Annotated in this window: 17 protein-coding genes; 7 read left to right on the top strand and 10 right to left on the bottom strand. The window is 55.8% G+C overall.

Annotation, left to right across the window (positions count from 1 at the left end):
* Positions 1 to 6: 6 nt before the first annotated feature.
* Genes fliI through fliF form a run of 4 tightly spaced genes read right to left on the bottom strand, consistent with a single transcriptional unit; the run spans position 7 to position 4,787 of the window.
* Positions 7 to 1,368, bottom strand: a complete 1,362-nt coding sequence (fliI, locus tag AC07WB_RS11500) for a flagellar protein export ATPase FliI (protein WP_097096934.1) — start codon at positions 1,366 to 1,368, stop codon at positions 7 to 9.
* Positions 1,368 to 2,069 carry a flagellar assembly protein FliH gene (gene fliH, locus AC07WB_RS11495; RefSeq protein ID WP_097096935.1) on the bottom strand — a complete coding sequence of 234 codons (702 nt, stop codon included), beginning with the start codon at positions 2,067 to 2,069 and terminating at the stop codon, positions 1,368 to 1,370. The genes fliI and fliH overlap by 1 nt, the downstream gene beginning before the upstream one ends.
* On the bottom strand, positions 2,062 to 3,054 hold the full coding sequence (gene fliG, locus AC07WB_RS11490) for a flagellar motor switch protein FliG (RefSeq protein ID WP_494940531.1): 993 nt from the start codon (positions 3,052 to 3,054) through the stop codon (positions 2,062 to 2,064). The genes fliH and fliG overlap by 8 nt, the downstream gene beginning before the upstream one ends.
* Positions 3,051 to 4,787: a flagellar basal-body MS-ring/collar protein FliF gene (fliF, locus tag AC07WB_RS11485; RefSeq protein WP_097096937.1), complete on the bottom strand. Its 1,737-nt coding sequence runs from the start codon at positions 4,785 to 4,787 to the stop codon at positions 3,051 to 3,053. Before fliF ends, fliG begins: the two co-directional genes overlap by 4 nt.
* A gap of 256 nt (positions 4,788 to 5,043) precedes the next feature.
* On the opposite strand from fliF, the gene fliE reads away from it, so the two are divergent.
* Positions 5,044 to 5,355 carry a flagellar hook-basal body complex protein FliE gene (gene fliE, locus AC07WB_RS11480; RefSeq protein ID WP_097096938.1) on the top strand — a complete coding sequence of 104 codons (312 nt, stop codon included), beginning with the start codon at positions 5,044 to 5,046 and terminating at the stop codon, positions 5,353 to 5,355.
* Positions 5,356 to 5,475: 120 nt separating this feature from the next.
* A complete protein-coding gene (locus tag AC07WB_RS11475; protein WP_097096939.1) occupies positions 5,476 to 6,183 on the top strand; it encodes a YnfC family lipoprotein in 708 nt (235 codons plus the stop codon).
* Between the two features lie 86 nt (positions 6,184 to 6,269).
* On the opposite strand, the gene AC07WB_RS11470 is transcribed toward AC07WB_RS11475, so the two are convergent.
* Together AC07WB_RS11470 and AC07WB_RS11465 are read right to left on the bottom strand one after the other, a co-directional pair.
* Complete coding sequence (locus tag AC07WB_RS11470; RefSeq protein WP_494940530.1) at positions 6,270 to 7,481, bottom strand: diguanylate phosphodiesterase; 1,212 nt, start codon at positions 7,479 to 7,481, stop codon at positions 6,270 to 6,272.
* Positions 7,482 to 7,601: 120 nt separating this feature from the next.
* Positions 7,602 to 8,249, bottom strand: a complete 648-nt coding sequence (locus tag AC07WB_RS11465) for a S24 family peptidase (protein ID WP_097096941.1) — start codon at positions 8,247 to 8,249, stop codon at positions 7,602 to 7,604.
* 144 nt (positions 8,250 to 8,393) lie between these two features.
* On the opposite strand from AC07WB_RS11465, the gene AC07WB_RS11460 reads away from it, so the two are divergent.
* The 4 genes from AC07WB_RS11460 (at position 8,394) to AC07WB_RS11445 (ending at position 10,035) form a co-directional block, all read left to right on the top strand.
* On the top strand, positions 8,394 to 8,783 hold the full coding sequence (locus AC07WB_RS11460; protein ID WP_097096942.1) for a hypothetical protein: 390 nt from the start codon (positions 8,394 to 8,396) through the stop codon (positions 8,781 to 8,783).
* Positions 8,764 to 9,093 (top strand): hypothetical protein, encoded by a 330-nt coding sequence (locus tag AC07WB_RS11455; protein WP_494940529.1) that lies wholly within the window; start codon positions 8,764 to 8,766, stop codon positions 9,091 to 9,093. The genes AC07WB_RS11460 and AC07WB_RS11455 overlap by 20 nt, the downstream gene beginning before the upstream one ends.
* A gap of 10 nt (positions 9,094 to 9,103) precedes the next feature.
* Complete coding sequence (locus AC07WB_RS11450; protein ID WP_494940528.1) at positions 9,104 to 9,613, top strand: hypothetical protein; 510 nt, start codon at positions 9,104 to 9,106, stop codon at positions 9,611 to 9,613.
* A gap of 155 nt (positions 9,614 to 9,768) precedes the next feature.
* Positions 9,769 to 10,035: a hypothetical protein gene (locus tag AC07WB_RS11445; RefSeq protein WP_494940527.1), complete on the top strand. Its 267-nt coding sequence runs from the start codon at positions 9,769 to 9,771 to the stop codon at positions 10,033 to 10,035.
* A gap of 20 nt (positions 10,036 to 10,055) precedes the next feature.
* On the opposite strand, the gene AC07WB_RS11440 is transcribed toward AC07WB_RS11445, so the two are convergent.
* Entirely contained in the window at positions 10,056 to 10,295 is a 240-nt protein-coding gene (locus AC07WB_RS11440; protein WP_007891408.1) for a DinI-like family protein, read from the bottom strand.
* 168 nt (positions 10,296 to 10,463) lie between these two features.
* Here AC07WB_RS11440 and iraP point away from each other — a divergent pair, with 168 nt between their 5' ends.
* Positions 10,464 to 10,757 (top strand): anti-adapter protein IraP, encoded by a 294-nt coding sequence (iraP, locus tag AC07WB_RS11435; protein WP_097096945.1) that lies wholly within the window; start codon positions 10,464 to 10,466, stop codon positions 10,755 to 10,757.
* Positions 10,758 to 10,951: 194 nt separating this feature from the next.
* Here iraP and AC07WB_RS11430 read toward each other — a convergent pair whose 3' ends face one another.
* From AC07WB_RS11430 to AC07WB_RS11420, 3 genes are all read right to left on the bottom strand, one after another.
* The gene (locus tag AC07WB_RS11430) at positions 10,952 to 11,275 is read right to left on the bottom strand and encodes a DUF6388 family protein (protein ID WP_494940526.1); all 324 of its coding nucleotides are present in this window, start codon (positions 11,273 to 11,275) and stop codon (positions 10,952 to 10,954) included.
* 192 nt (positions 11,276 to 11,467) lie between these two features.
* A complete protein-coding gene (locus AC07WB_RS11425) occupies positions 11,468 to 12,757 on the bottom strand; it encodes an ABC transporter substrate-binding protein (RefSeq protein WP_494940525.1) in 1,290 nt (429 codons plus the stop codon).
* Between the two features lie 11 nt (positions 12,758 to 12,768).
* Positions 12,769 to 14,313 (bottom strand): methyl-accepting chemotaxis protein, encoded by a 1,545-nt coding sequence (locus tag AC07WB_RS11420; protein WP_494940524.1) that lies wholly within the window; start codon positions 14,311 to 14,313, stop codon positions 12,769 to 12,771.
* Positions 14,314 to 14,396 lie beyond the last annotated feature (83 nt).

Here is a 14,396-nt window from a genome sequence, read left to right as displayed (position 1 = left end):
TAAGCGCTAACCGAACATCGCCTGCAGATGCAAACAGGCATCGTCGTAGTCGCTGCGTTCGAATATGCCCTGATGCAGGAAGGCTTCCATTTCCGGATAGAGCTTGATGGCTCGGTCCAGCATCGGATCGCTACCTGCGGCATACGCACCCACACTCACCAGATCGCGGTTACGCTGGAAGCTGGAGAGCAACTGTTTGAACTGACGCACGCGTGCATAGTGCGACTCATCAATTAATGAGGTCATGGCACGGCTGATTGACGCTTCAATATCAATCGCCGGATAGTGACCGGCTTCCGCCAGACGACGTGACAGCACAATGTGGCCGTCGAGAATCGCGCGTGCCGAGTCGGCAATCGGGTCTTGCTGATCGTCACCTTCGGTCAACACGGTATAAAAAGCGGTAATCGACCCGCCGCCGTGGGTGCCGTTACCGGCACGCTCTACCAGCGCTGGCAGTTTGGCAAACACCGAAGGTGGATAACCTTTGGTTGCCGGTGGCTCACCGATGGCCAGCGCAATTTCACGTTGCGCCATGGCGTAGCGGGTGAGGGAATCCATAATCAGCAGCACGTGCTGGCCGCGATCGCGAAAATCTTCAGCGATACGCGTGGCGTACGCGGCACCCTGCATACGCAGCAGCGGTGAAACATCCGCTGGCGCGGCGATCACCACCGAACGCGCGCGGCCTTCTGCGCCCAGGATGTTCTCAATGAACTCTTTGACTTCACGGCCACGTTCACCAATCAAGCCCACCACGATGACATCGGCTTTGGTATAACGCGCCATCATGCCCAGCAGCACGCTTTTACCTACGCCAGAACCGGCAAACAGGCCCATACGCTGGCCGCGACCTACGGTAAGCAGCGCATTGATGGCGCGCACGCCGGTATCCAGCACATCTTCAATGGGCGTACGCTGCAGCGGGTTGAATGGCGCAGTGATCAGCGGCGCACGATAGCCGGTTTCCGGCGCGGGCAGACCATCCAGCGGTTTGCCGCTGCCGTCCAGCACGCGGCCCAGCAGCTCCGGACCCAGCAACATCTGCTTGCCGCTTTGACCGTTATCGCCGCTCACGCGCGCATACACGCGGGCGCCGGGTAAAATGCCGTCCACCTCTTCTAACGGCATCATCAGCAGTTTCTGCCCATTAAAGCCGACCACTTCACTCTCAACCTCGGTGATCTTGCTGCCATCGCTACGTTCAATGATGCAGGTGGCACCGAGCGGCAGTTGTAAACCCGTTGCTTCCAGCACCAGGCCGGTCGCGCGCGTCAGGCGGCCGTAACGGCGCACCGTTTGCACCTGTGAAATGCGGTCTTCGAAGGCATCGAGTGCGCCGAGCCAGCGCGAGAGACGCGAGGTCATTACAGTGTCCCCGGAGCGGCCAGGCGGCACAGCTCCTGCCAGCGCGTGGCCACGCTAGCGTCAAGGTCGCCATCCTCGGCGCTGAGTTTGCAGCCGCCGGGATGCAGCGTGCTATCGGCCAGCAAGCGCCAGCCGTGCAGATCCAGCGTTGGACCGAGCGTCTGCTCGATGCGCTGCAAATCATCCGGATGGACGCGCAGCTGCGGTTTGCCGCTGAACATAGGTTCCTGCTGAATCAGCTGTTGAATCTGACGCAGCAGGGCGCTGCCATCCACCTGCGTGGCCTGGCCAATCACGGTGCGCGCTGCTTCCAGCGCCAGCTGCATCAGGCGTGAGGCGATGACGCTGTCCAGCGCTTCAAGCGTGTGATGGAACTCGGTGACCAGCTGCTGCATGCGCGCCTGTAACGGCGCCTGTTGTTGCTGCGCATCGGCTAAGCCCTGCTGAAAACCGGCGTCGTAGCCGTTCTGCTGCGCTTCGGCAAAGCCTTTTTGGTAGCCTTCGCTGTAGCCCTGCGTCTGCGCATCTTTCCGCATCTGCTGCTGCATGCGCTCCAGCTGCTGTTGCTGTTCAGCTTCAGCGCTCAGCTCAACATCCTCTTCCGGCTCCGCGGGCTGCGGCTCCGGTTCGGCGCTGAAGGGGCTGCCTAAATCATCAGGCTGCCAGCGCTGCCAGGCGCGGGCGGAAAAGGCATCAGACATAAGTTTCCTCGCCTCCGCCAATCACCATTTCGCCAGATTCCGCTAAACGACGCACCACCAGCAGGATGGCTTTCTGTTCGTTCTCCACCGCAGACATTCGTACCGGACCACGGTTGGCCAGATCGTCGCGCAGAATATCGGCGGCACGCGCCGACATGTTCTTGAGGAACTTCTCGCGCAGCGGCTGTTCGGCGCCTTTCAGGGCGATCAGCAACTGCTCGGATTCCACTTCCTGCAGCAGGCGCTGGATGCTGCGATCGTCCACTTCCACCAGGTTTTCGAACAGGAACATCTCGTCGATGATCTTCTGTGCCAGCTCGCTATCGAAATCGCGTACCGCTTCGATAACCGCTTCTTCCTGCTGAGTTTTCATCAGGTTGATAATTTCTGCTGCGGTCCTTACACCGCCCATCTTCGCGCGCTTGAGGTTGGTACCATCCAGCAGGCCGTTGAGCACTTCGGTCAGTTCGGCCAGCGCGGCTGGCTGGACACCACCGAAGGTGGCGATACGCAGCATCACATCGTGGCGCAGACGCTCGTCGAACAGCGCCAGAATATCGGCCGCCTGACCACGTTTGAGGTGGACAAGAATGGTGGCGATAATCTGCGGATGCTCGTCGCGGATAAGGTCGGCCGCTGCCTGAGGTTCCATGAAGTTGAGCGTTTCCATCCCGCTGGTGGTCTCGTTCTTCTCGAGAATATCTTCCAGCAGGCTTGAGGCGCGCTCCTCGCCCAGCGCCTTGATCAGCACCGAACGCAGGTATTCATTCGAGTTGAGGCTCAGCGCGGCAAACTGTTCCGCATCCACTTCAAATTCGCGCAGCACTTCGGTTAGCTGCTTATGCGACACCTGCCGCATGCTGGCCATCGCCGAACTGAGGTGCTGCACTTCACGCTGATTGAGGTGTTTGAACACTTCCGCTGCGCGCTCTTCGCCGATGGTCATCATCAGAATGGCGCTTTTCTCTGTACCGGTCAGACTCATAGTTCTTTACTCATCCATTCACGGATAACCAGCGCCACAACGCGCGGATCGTTTTCAGACATGTCGCGGATGCGCTGGCTCATCACCTCGGCGCTCATGCGATTGGTGGATTTGCGCTCCTGATCCAGCTCGTCTTTGCTGAGCTGCACGCTATAGGCTTCCTCTTCTTCCATCGCCGCGGCGCGGGCTGCTGCGGCTTCGGCCGCCGCTTTCTCTTCTTCTTTCTTACGCATCAGCTGAGGACGTACCAGCTTGCGATAGAGGATGAAGCCCACCAGCGCGACCAGCAGCCAGCGACCTGCGGTCATCAGCTGATCGAAGAACGCTTGTTGCTGCCAGAATGGCAGGTCGCCGCCGCTTGGCTCGGTCATGTTGAACTGCGAGTTCACCACATTGACGCTGTCGCCACGCGTTTGCGAATAGCCCATGGCTTCGCGGGTTAAATCTTCAATTTGTTTGATCTGCTGATCGTTCAGCGCCACCGCTTTGCCTTTACCGTCATCGCGGTAGTTCACCACCACGGCAACGGAGAGGCGCTGCACGTCACCGACGTTCAGCTTGGTATGACGAATGGTGCGATCCAGCTCATAGTTAACCGTGTCGTTACGGGTGGAGCTGCTTGGGCCACTCGCTTGTGCGGTGCTGGTGGTGCTGCCGTTGTTCTGCGCATTGGCGTTGGCGTTTTGCCCATTCGCATTCTGACCGTTGGCATTATTGTTATTGTTGTTCTGCGGATTGGTCACCGGCGCGGTGTTTGCAGGCGCAGGCTGATTGGACAGGGCGCCAGGCACGCCGCCCGGATAGGGGCTGCCATTCTGTTCGGAATTGCTGGTCTGGCGCGAACGCACCGCCGTGCTGTTCGGATTGGCGTTCGGCTGGTATTTTTCGTCGGTCTGTTCGCTGCGGTCAAAGTTGATCTGCGCCGTCACCTGCGCATGTACGTTGCCCTGGCCAACAATTGGATTCAGGATCGCTTCAATGCGCTGCTGGAAGCGCGCTTCAACTTCCGAAGCATATTTGAGCTGGGCATCGTTCAGATCGCGACCTTCGCTGTCAGAACGCGTCAGCAGGCGACCTGACTGATCGACCACCGTCACGTTACCCGGCGGTAAACCTGCCACGCTGCTGGAGACCATATGCTGAATGGCCTGAATCTGGCCTTCATCTAATGCACGTCCCGGCTGCAGGTTCAGCGTTACCGAAGCGGATGGCGCTTTCTGTTCACGCACGAACAGCGTCGGTTTTGGCATCGCCAAGTGTACGCGTACGCTTTTTACCGGGCCAAGCGTCTCGATAGTGCGTGAAAGTTCACCTTCCAGCGCGCGCTGGTAGTTGATCTGCTCACTGAACTGGCTGATGCCGAACTTCTCTTTATCCATCAGCTCGAAGCCAACATTGCCGCCCTTCGGCAGACCCTGTTGCGCGAGGCGCAGGCGCAGTTCATGCACCTTATCGGCGGGCACCATCAGCGCGCCACCGTTCTCGGCGAATTGGTAAGGGATATTCATCTGCGTTAGCTGGGTGACAATCGCGCCGCCATCCTCATCAGAGAGGTTGTTATAAAGGACGCGATAATCAGGCGCTTTAGCCCACAGCACCAACGCAAAAACCACCGCGATAACCGCAGCGGCAGCAACAATTAAGGGAATACGCGGATTGGCGCGCAGGCGGGCGAGAAGGTCACTGAAGCCTTTCTTTGCTGTATCCTGTGTAGCGGCTGCACTCGCATTCATGACCGTTTCCTGCCTGACATAATTGACCGGGTGTGGTGTTGTGGTGACAAAACGTACTCCCTAATATTTCCCCCCTAAAATCGGCAGGGGCAAAGAATAAATTCCACTTCAATGCGGGCATTATTTGATGAATCGTGTCACTTCGATGGTTGGATAAGCCGGGTTTTTTGCGTTCATTTAGCGCCTTTGTCCTATTGACACTGTGTTAACTTTCTCATCGTGAAAATTTAATCCCTTCTTCAATGAGGAACAGGCAATGTCAATTCAGGCGATTGATGGCGTGTTGCAGCAGCTGCAAATGACGTCTTTACAGGCCAGCGGCAAGCAGGCTGAGTCAACCAATCAGGTAGATTTCAGCGCCACCATGAAAGCGGCACTGGACAAAATTAGCGACACCCAAACGGCAGCCCGCACTCAGGCGCAGGATTTCGAAATGGGCAAACCGGGCATTCAGCTCAATGATGTGATGGTCGATCTGCAAAAATCCTCAATATCTATGCAGATGGGCGTGCAGGTGCGTAACAAACTGGTGTCGGCGTATACCGATATCATGAACATGCAGGTGTAGTTTCAGGTATAGTTCCGCGCGGTGATTGTTGTCGTGTCAGGCGGGAAGGGCGGGCTGTTACAGTGTGCAACCGGGGTCCCGGCCTTACGCGCGGCATTATTTAGAGAAGAGGATTCTCACGTGAAGAATGGCCTGCTGTTGTTAATCGCTGTTGTCCTGCTGTCGGGATGCGACAAGGATGAAGCGACGTATTACCCGCAAATGAAAAACTACGCCTATCTCTATCAATTCGAAGCCCTGCCGGGCAAGGTAAAAAATACCCATCAAACGTTGTTCACTGCCGATGGCCAGCAAATCTTTGACGTGAATGTCGATTTCGATCGCGACGGCTGCCTTGCGCATGTTAAATCCGTCGGCAAAGAGGGCGAGGTGATTGAAGTGTCGCGCGAAGGCGATCGGTTAATCGGCAGCGAGAATGGTCAGGACGTTGTGGTGACGCTGGATAAAAACTGCGCCATGGTGAAGAAGGTTACGCCAGCGCTTAGCGTGGATATTGCCTATAACAAACAGGGTTTGGTTGAGCAACTCTCATCGCCAGCCTCCGACGTGGCTTTTCATCTGGCTTATAATAATGCCGGTGAAATGGCGGTGTTAAGTATTACCCAAGCTGGAAAAGAAATGTCGCGTGCCACCGCAGTCCGGGACGCGGATAAGAAAAAAATCTCGGATGTGGTCACCACGGTAAAGCGTAACGATCAAATAAAAACCGTCAGCAACCTGTGCAAATATAAAAATCATGTCCCTTATTACTGCGACATCATTACTGCGGACGCGGCAGGTAAGGTGATGGACAAGCAGTACGGCAATATCGAAGTGGCTTATTATTAATGCGGTTATTTTGGTGCGCATCAATGCGCACCTTATACAGGAATGCGGCGGTTTTGCTTAGGTCGCCATTCACGGCGACCGCAAGGTTATTTAATTTCCGGCCACGCCACGGACGGGAATCCATTCAACAGCGGATAGGCAAACAGGAAACCCTGGAACTGGCTAATGCCCGCAGCTTCCAGCCACATCCACTCTTCTGCTTGCTCAACGCCTTCGGCAATCACCGCAATCTCCAGTGACGCGCAGCACTTAATGATCGCGTGCATAATGGCCTGTTTGGGGCCGCTTTTATGGACATCACGAATAATTTCCCGATCGATTTTAATCTTGTCCGGCTGGAATTTTGATAACAGCGACAAGCCGGCAAAGCCCGCACCAAAATCATCCAGCGCCAGACTGATACCCGCCGCCTTAAGCTTTCTGACTTCAGCAGCGAATTCATCGGAGCGTGAAATGATCTCGTTTTCGGTCACTTCCACAATAATCTGCTGGGGAATTAATCCACTCGCTTCAATCTCTTCCAGCAGGAAATCCACTGCATTGGGCACCGCCACCAGCGACATCGGCAAGAGATTTACCGACAAACGGTGATCGCCGATACCCAAGTGATAGGCCAGCTTAAACGCCAGGCTTTTGGACTGAATATCCGCATGGTAAATGGCCTCGCCCCCGAAGGCGGAAAAATACTCCTGTGGGGAGCCGCCGGTCGGGGTGCGGATCAGTGCTTCGTAAGAGGTTACGCGCCGGGCAAAGGGATCGATAATTGGTTGAAACGCAAAACGACAATCCTGCAAGGTATCAGCAAAATCGATGAGCTCGGTAGCATCGGCTTCGTCAGCAATAAATTCCCATGTATTGGCCGGGGGAATTTCAAAATAGTTCTCTTTATCGCGCGCAACCACGAAGGTCCGCAAAAACTGCAGCGCGCGATCTTTGTAGGTCAGCTGATAACGGGACGTGCCTTTATCCAGCACCGCTTGCAGCACGGTATCTTTGTCATGTTCGCGCAGATCAAACAACTCCATGCCCACCTTGCCAAAACGGCGTTCTGGGGCGAAGTCATGCATCAACTCGACAAGATTGTGATGGCGCGCATCCTGGCAAATACGCTGATAAATGCCCTGTACGGCGTCGCGTGGTCCCTCCAGCAGCTGGAAAAAATGCAGGCCATCAAATAACAAAATGCCGGTGACATCGAAGTTTTTGTTTTTACTGTTGGCTTTAGCAACCATATCTTCGAGCGTTTTGATCGGCACGTGATCGTGCAAATGGCTGCGATAAATTATCGTGGTAAGCATGGCGATTGTCCGGCTAATTTCTAATTTTGTGGCTACATTAACAGGCAACCGCCCGGGTCTGTCCAGAGCTTGTCGCGCCTGGCGTAAACTTTTTTTAAAATAATAGGTTAACCGAAGCGGTTAACGGCTGCGGTATCGCCGCAATTCCATTAGCGTGCCAATAATTTCCAGCCTGGATGTTGCTGTGTGTAGGTGCGGGAAATCGTCATTAGCCGGGCGCAGCGCGAACGTTTTCTCGTCATGCTGCTGGGTTTGCAGGCGATAAAAACGCACCATTGCTACGCCATCCACTAACGCCAGCACCGCATCTCCAGGCTGTGGCGCAACCTGTGGATCAAAGATTAAGGCGTCCCCGGGCCGGTAGTCGGGCAGCATCGACTGATCTTCCACCGTCACCGCCAGCGCCGCATCGCTCAGCGTTGCTTCCCGATAGAGAAAATGTGTAGCCTGCTGCTGTAACAGCAGGCGCGCTTCACTCAACCACTCCGACGCTTGCGCAAGACTTATCAATGGCACCGCGGTCACCGGCGCGCGCCTGGGCGCAGCGGTAAACACCTCGCCATCGCCATCAATGATCCACGCTGCCGTGCATTGCAGCCACTCCGCCAGGCGCAGCAAATTTTCACCGCGCGGCACGGTTTCCTCCTTTTCCCACTGCGATACCGCGACATGCGACACCCCGATCCCTTTCGCCAGGGTTTGCTGGGTCAGTTGCAGTGCTTTACGTCGTGCCCGGATGCGTTCACCGGAAGATTCTTTTTTCATCATCTTGACATCTCCTGAAGAATTAACTTAAGTATACTTAAATTCACAAATTAAAGTAAACTTAAATTCAGGCGTTGACCGCAAAGCTGGCAAGGGTGGTCAGCGTGCTTTTGGGGCGCAACCCTTGCCAGGGTTGAGAGGTGAAGCATGGAAAGTAGTTTGGTCACCAGCGTAGGTGCGTTGCTTCTCGGCGGCGGCGCTGCAGCTGTGTTCTGGAAACCATTAATGGCGGGTATCGCCGCCATTGTGACCAGCAATCGCGCTGGCGGCGAGATCATCACCAGCTACAAAGAGCAGGTGATGCTGCTCAAAGAGGGCCATGCACTGATGCGGCAGGAAAATGACGAGCTGCGCATTCGGCATGACAAAAATCTGCGGCGTATCTCTTCGCTGGAAACCGATCTGCGGCTGATAAAAAACGCGCTGAGTATTTTGCTGGCCACCACAGAAGCCGAACACAGTGAGAAGTTCCGCCATCAGGTCAACCAACTTATCACCACTCTGGAGGAGAGTCGCGATGATGCAGATAAACAGTGAATACGTAGTGAAAAACCATCGGCGCCAACTGTTCCTCGGCGGCTTTCTGCTGATGTTATCGCTGATGTGCGTCGCGATGACGGTGCTGTTTTTGTTCGTTAGCAACAGTGCCAATCAGCGGGTGGAGGAGATTCGCCAACAATATCGGACGATATCAGAACGCCGTGAAGCCCGCGTGGCAGAACTCACCAACCAGCTGGTGACGCTGCAAAACAAGCTCGACGATTTATCTAACCATCCTGTTAGCACGCGCGCTAATAAGGGTAAACCGGCTGAAGGAGACACGTCGCCGCCTCAACCCAAGCGTTAAGGAGGGCATTATGCGCATTACCCAGCGGATCGCAGCCAGTCTTGGCCGACTGTGGTCTTTATTAAGTCAGAAGGAGAAAACGATGAGCGATCAAACTGTAATCGATCCAACCAGCACCACTGTAGCCAGCCCCTCGGCGGCAAGCGCGCAAACGTCGTCGCCCGCCGAGGACTTCGCCAATGAAATTGCCACGGCGGCACCGGCGTCAGTTGCTGCGGCGCCAGCGGCCACTGAGGCGGCACCCGCCGCCGCATCGGCTCCTGTTACCCCGGTAGCTGCCGAGGCGGCTCCTGCCGCTGCACCGGAGGCCGTTCCCGCCACCCCCACGGAGGTCTCTCCTCCCGCTGCAGCCGAAGCCGTACCGGCCGCCGCCGCGCAGGAGGTCAGTCAGGCGCGGCAGGACGTCACGGAGGGCGTGAAGGATTTTGCCCAGGCCTTCAGCTTTGTAGAGCAGGGGGTGATCAAATTGGGGGATGCCGCGAAAGATGAGTTGATAGATCTGGCGAGGAAGTATCTGTAATGCACAATTACTCGCCCGGGGGGACAGGGATGTCCCCTGTTTATTAACAGGTTTAGAGAGTTCCGATTATTCCTAAGGCGACTTCGATATTTTGCACTACCTTTAATCATTCAAGCGTTATTTAAACCGGCTTATTAAGCGAGAAGGAAGATAGCATGAGTGATACAGAAACTGTAAAAACCAAAACTGACTACTTACGTGATGTCACCTCCCAGCTTAAAGAGATGCGCCACTACGCGCAGACCAACACGGAGACGCTTTCTGCCCACTGGCTGGCCTTTGATGCAGGTGAGTATAAAGACAGCGAATATGCGGGACGTTTCGATAAGTTGCTGAACAAGCAAGGCAAGCTGCTGGATGATATTGATGAGGCGATTCAGGACCTGGAAATCGCCGTTAACCATGCCGAGCAGGAAAGCTAAGTTCGCATCGCTCTGGTGGCCTAATCGGCCACCAGCCACATCTCCGCTTCATCGAACATCTCTTCAACAATCCGCGCAATCGTTGCTTTGTCGTTCTTACTCATATCGGTATCAATCGCATTACGCTCCATTGGTTTGACGCGTACCTCAATATCCGGAAAGACGCGCTGTACACGCTTTTCCAACTCCTGCAAAATCATCTCGCGTGCACCCGGTAAACCGGCCACATTGCGCTTATCGTAAATCAGCTCCACAAACATCAGGGCGTTCCATTCAGCGGATCGGGTGCGTCATAATACTGTAAATAAAAACAGGGGCAAGCGGTGACGCCACGACCATGACATTTTTTGTTGCGTCATGCAGACGGTGGCGAATTTGTACCAGCACATCAGGTTGTTCGTCGATTGAGATTTTTAACGGGGGTTAAGATGCGCCAACTGGTTATCGATATCTTGCTGAAAATGGCAAAAATGGATGTGGAAGCAAAAGAGCTGGTGGCGCAGGTTGAGGCGCAGTCACTGCTGATTGCCGCACTGCTGATTCAGGCAAAAGAGGATAATTCGCTCACCATTTCCGAGACGGTGCAGGATGCAATTGTTACGGCATCACGCGCGTCGCAGGAGTTTTTACAGTCGGATGTTGATCTGCTGCTCACGCACGTCAATCGTCTTTTGGCAGTGGCGAGTTATATTGAAGTCAAAGGGATAGAGCGAGAAGGGTAAAAAAATATAACCTCTGGAAGTGGAAATCCAGCAACACTTCCAGAGGCGGTGCAACCGCACCATTCGTTCAAGGACAATCTACGACTGATGTCGTAGGCAGTAACTTATACAAGTTTTAGTGACTTGTACAATTATTTCCTGATCGATTTGTGTGGTTGGAGATATCTACCTAATGCATTTTCATCACGTTGGGGTTAAAGCTCGTTTTTAATGCAGAACGCTTCCCACGTCATGCCTAACGCTTCCGCGTGAGATTTTAGATACTTTTCAATGGCATCCGCCGCCACTGCTTTGTCTGGCTCAGCCAGCTGAATAGAAAAAAGCATGCCGTCCAGCTTCTTCTGACGTAAAAACGCCGCGTAAATGCGTTCAGCATGCCACGCGCGTAAATCGGCTAATGACAGGCTCGCCTGCTGCGCATCACTCTCGGTAAGTTCATCCAGGGCGGCCTGGAAATCGGGATGGGCGGCGAAAAACATGGTGCGTGCCTTAGCGTAATACTCTTCTGGGGTTTTCATTCGCGGTTCCTGCATATCAACTTGCGCGCTAGTGTAACGTGCATGGGCGATGTTGTCAGGCTGGTCGGTGCGCATGAATGCGCACCCTACAACATCCCCACCGGTTGGCCGTAGGGTCGCCATTTATGGCGATCGCACAAAAAACTCACTGGGTCGGCCGTAGGGTCGCCATTTATGGCGACCACAACCCGCTCAATGCCGCTGCTGATAAAGGCGCGTAACGTCCTGCTGATTCTTCTGGAGCGTCTCATCCAGCGTCAACTTGCCGCTCAGCATATCCGCCATGTTCTGCCCAACCGCATTGCCCATCTGGTCGAATCCTGGAATGCTCACGTACTGCACGCCCTGATACGGCACCGGATTGAGCGTGGGTTGCTCCACGGTAGCCGAATCAATGGCTGCACGCACCTGCGCGGCGTAGGGCGCCAAACGCTGATAGCGGGCTTGCTGATAGGTTGAATTGCGACTGCCCGGCGGCACCGCGCCCCAGCCAACGGTATCAGCCACCTGCTGGATGTACTGTTTTGAGGTTGCCCAACTAATAAAGGCGATGGCCGCGTCACGATTCGGGGTATTGGCCGGTACCGCCAGCGCCCACGACCACAACCAGTTCGAGCCGTTACGCGTAATACCGCCAGGCGCCGGCGCAAAGGCCAGCTTATCCGCCACCAGTGAGATCTGCGGATTGACCAGCAAACCTGCGGCCACCGTACTGTCGATCCACATCGCGCACTTACCCTGCGCCGTCAGACGCAGTATCTGGCCGAAACTGTTCTTTACCGTGTCTGGCGGCCCATCCTGCTTCACCATTTGCAGATAATCACCCAGCACTTCACGCCACTCCGGGGAATTCAGCGTGGGTTGCCAGTTCTCATCGAACCACTGCGCGCCGTAGGCGTTGGCCATGGTGGTGAGCAGCGCCACGTTATCTCCCCATCCCGGCTGACCACGCAGACACAGGCCATAAATGCCTTTCTGTGCATCGGTGAGTTTGGCGGCGAAGCGTTTAATATCGGTCCAGTCGGGATTGTCAGGCATGGTTAAGCCTTTCTCCGCAAACAGGTCTTTGCGGTAGTAGGTCATGCTGCTTTCACCGTAAAACGGCAGGGCATACAGCGTCTGCTGCCATGACAGGGCTTTACGTACCGGGGCAATCAGGTCATCGCTGTCATAGTCTGCCGGCAACCTATTCAGCGGCGCCAGCCAGCCTTTTTCACCCCAGAGCGGCGCTTCATAGGTGCCAACGGTGATGACATCAAACTGCGCCTGGCCGCTGTTCATCGCCGACAGCACCGCCTGACGCAGCGCGCCATCGTCCATGACGTGCCACTGCAGTTTGATATCAGGATGTTCCTGTTCGTAACGTGATGATAGCTGCTGCATTATCGTCATATCGCCGTTAGCGATGGTGGCGATGTTCAGCGTGGTGGCCGCGTGGCTCAGCAGCGGCAACGCCAGCAGCGTGGCGAGAAGTTTACGCATAGTGCGGCTCCTTAGCGCTGTTGCAGGCGGAAGAACGACATCTTCTCCACCAGTAATCCAGCATGTTCGCTGACGGTTTGGCTGGCGGCACTGGCTTCCTGCACCAGCGAGGCGTTTTGCTGGGTGGCGCCATCCATCTGGATCACGGCGGTATTCACCTGTTCGATACCGCTGGATTGCTGGCGGCTGGCGACAGCGATTTCACCGACGATATCCACCACCCGCGCCACGCCGAGATTGATATCATTCAACATCGCGCCAGAGCGCTGTACCAGCGCGCTCCCCGCCTCAACTTTCCCCACGCTGGCATCGATCAGGGCTTTGATCTCATGCGCTGCTCCCGCCGATCGTTGCGCCAGCTGACGCACTTCGGCGGCCACCACGGCAAATCCACGGCCCTGTTCGCCCGCGCGCGCGGCTTCCACGGCGGCATTCAGCGCCAGTAGGTTGGTCTGGAAGGCGATCTCATCGATCACGCGGTTAATATCTGCGATACGCTTGCTGGAGGATTCAATCTCCGCCATTGCGCTCACCGCATCTTGCAGCACGCTGCTGCCGCGTTCCGCCTGATGGCGTACGTCGGCCGCCAGCTCGTTGGCCTGCGCCGCGTTATCGGCGTTATGCTTCACCGTGGCGGTCATCTGCTCCATGCTAGCGGCGGTCTGCTCCAGCGAACTGGCCTGGGAATGGGTACGTTCGGAGAGATCGTCATTGCCGTCGGCCATCTGGCGCGCCGCATCGCTGAGCGCCGTGGCGCTTTCACCCACTTCACGCACAATCTCTGCCAGCCGCACATCCATGCGCAGTAACGATTGCATCAGTTCGCCCATCTCATCGCGCGAAACGGTGCCGATATCATGGTTCAGTTCCCCAGCGGCTATCGATTCGGCCAGCTCACGCGCCTGGCCAATCGAACGGTTGATGGAGCGAATCAGCAGCCAGCCCGCGACCAACGCCACGCTAAGTCCACCGAGCAGGATAACTATCAGGCTGTTACGCGCCAGCTGGTAATCGCTGTTGCTTTGCTGGTAGGTGAGTTCCGCATGCTGGCGCATCAGCGCATCCAGCCGATCAATATCCTGCTGGAGCAGCTGGCTACCACTGCGCAGGCGGGTTTCAATCACCACTAAGGCCGCCGAAGGGTTACCGCTTTTCAGCAGTTCGCCGGCGTCTTTCAGCGCCGATTGCCAGCCGTCGAGGTGGGTGATGAACTGCTGACTCAGCGGCCTGGTTTGCGCATCAAACGCCAGCTGTTGCCAGGTGTGGCGATCTTTGCCGATCTGCTCGCCGTATTGCGCGATGCGCGCCAGGCGTTTTTCCACTTCGCTGCTGTCGGTCCAGTAGCGCAGCGCATCAAATAGCGTAGAGGATTGCTCCTGCACCATGCGGTACAGGCGCGAGGAGTATTGCAGCGGTAATAATTCGTTCTGGTAGGCGTTTTGCGCCCGTTGGTCGGCGGCGCGCAGGCCAATGATTCCCCAGATGGCGGCCACAATCAGTAAAATGCACAGCAGGCCGACAATGGCGGTTAAGCGCGCACGAAGGGTCAGTCGCATAACGGTATTCTCCGTAATGAAGATAAGTATGTAGTAGGTAATTATTATTTTTTGCAGATCCATTAACTCCAGGAGGAGTTATC

The organism is Pantoea sp. GW821-FHT03E06, assembly GCF_059420725.1.
This window is presented reverse-complemented; position numbering and strand designations above follow the sequence as displayed.

Excerpts from the sequence above, each read along its gene's own strand:
- AC07WB_RS11425 (WP_494940525.1), bottom strand. The coding sequence starts at position 12,757 with ATGCGTAAACTTCTCGCCACGCTGCTGGCGTTGCCGCTGCTGAGCCAC.
- fliH (WP_097096935.1), bottom strand. The coding sequence starts at position 2,069 with ATGTCTGATGCCTTTTCCGCCCGCGCCTGGCAGCGCTGGCAGCCTGAT.
- AC07WB_RS11445 (WP_494940527.1), top strand. The coding sequence starts at position 9,769 with ATGAGTGATACAGAAACTGTAAAAACCAAAACTGACTACTTACGTGAT.
- AC07WB_RS11430 (WP_494940526.1), bottom strand. The coding sequence starts at position 11,275 with ATGAAAACCCCAGAAGAGTATTACGCTAAGGCACGCACCATGTTTTTC.
- AC07WB_RS11440 (WP_007891408.1), bottom strand. The coding sequence starts at position 10,295 with ATGTTTGTGGAGCTGATTTACGATAAGCGCAATGTGGCCGGTTTACCG.
- AC07WB_RS11460 (WP_097096942.1), top strand. The coding sequence starts at position 8,394 with ATGGAAAGTAGTTTGGTCACCAGCGTAGGTGCGTTGCTTCTCGGCGGC.
- fliG (WP_494940531.1), bottom strand. The coding sequence starts at position 3,054 with ATGAGTCTGACCGGTACAGAGAAAAGCGCCATTCTGATGATGACCATC.
- AC07WB_RS11470 (WP_494940530.1), bottom strand. The coding sequence starts at position 7,481 with ATGCTTACCACGATAATTTATCGCAGCCATTTGCACGATCACGTGCCG.
- AC07WB_RS11450 (WP_494940528.1), top strand. The coding sequence starts at position 9,104 with ATGCGCATTACCCAGCGGATCGCAGCCAGTCTTGGCCGACTGTGGTCT.
- iraP (WP_097096945.1), top strand. The coding sequence starts at position 10,464 with ATGCGCCAACTGGTTATCGATATCTTGCTGAAAATGGCAAAAATGGAT.
- fliE (WP_097096938.1), top strand. The coding sequence starts at position 5,044 with ATGTCAATTCAGGCGATTGATGGCGTGTTGCAGCAGCTGCAAATGACG.
- AC07WB_RS11465 (WP_097096941.1), bottom strand. The coding sequence starts at position 8,249 with ATGATGAAAAAAGAATCTTCCGGTGAACGCATCCGGGCACGACGTAAA.
- fliI (WP_097096934.1), bottom strand. The coding sequence starts at position 1,368 with ATGACCTCGCGTCTCTCGCGCTGGCTCGGCGCACTCGATGCCTTCGAA.
- AC07WB_RS11420 (WP_494940524.1), bottom strand. The coding sequence starts at position 14,313 with ATGCGACTGACCCTTCGTGCGCGCTTAACCGCCATTGTCGGCCTGCTG.
- fliF (WP_097096937.1), bottom strand. The coding sequence starts at position 4,787 with ATGAATGCGAGTGCAGCCGCTACACAGGATACAGCAAAGAAAGGCTTC.
- AC07WB_RS11455 (WP_494940529.1), top strand. The coding sequence starts at position 8,764 with ATGATGCAGATAAACAGTGAATACGTAGTGAAAAACCATCGGCGCCAA.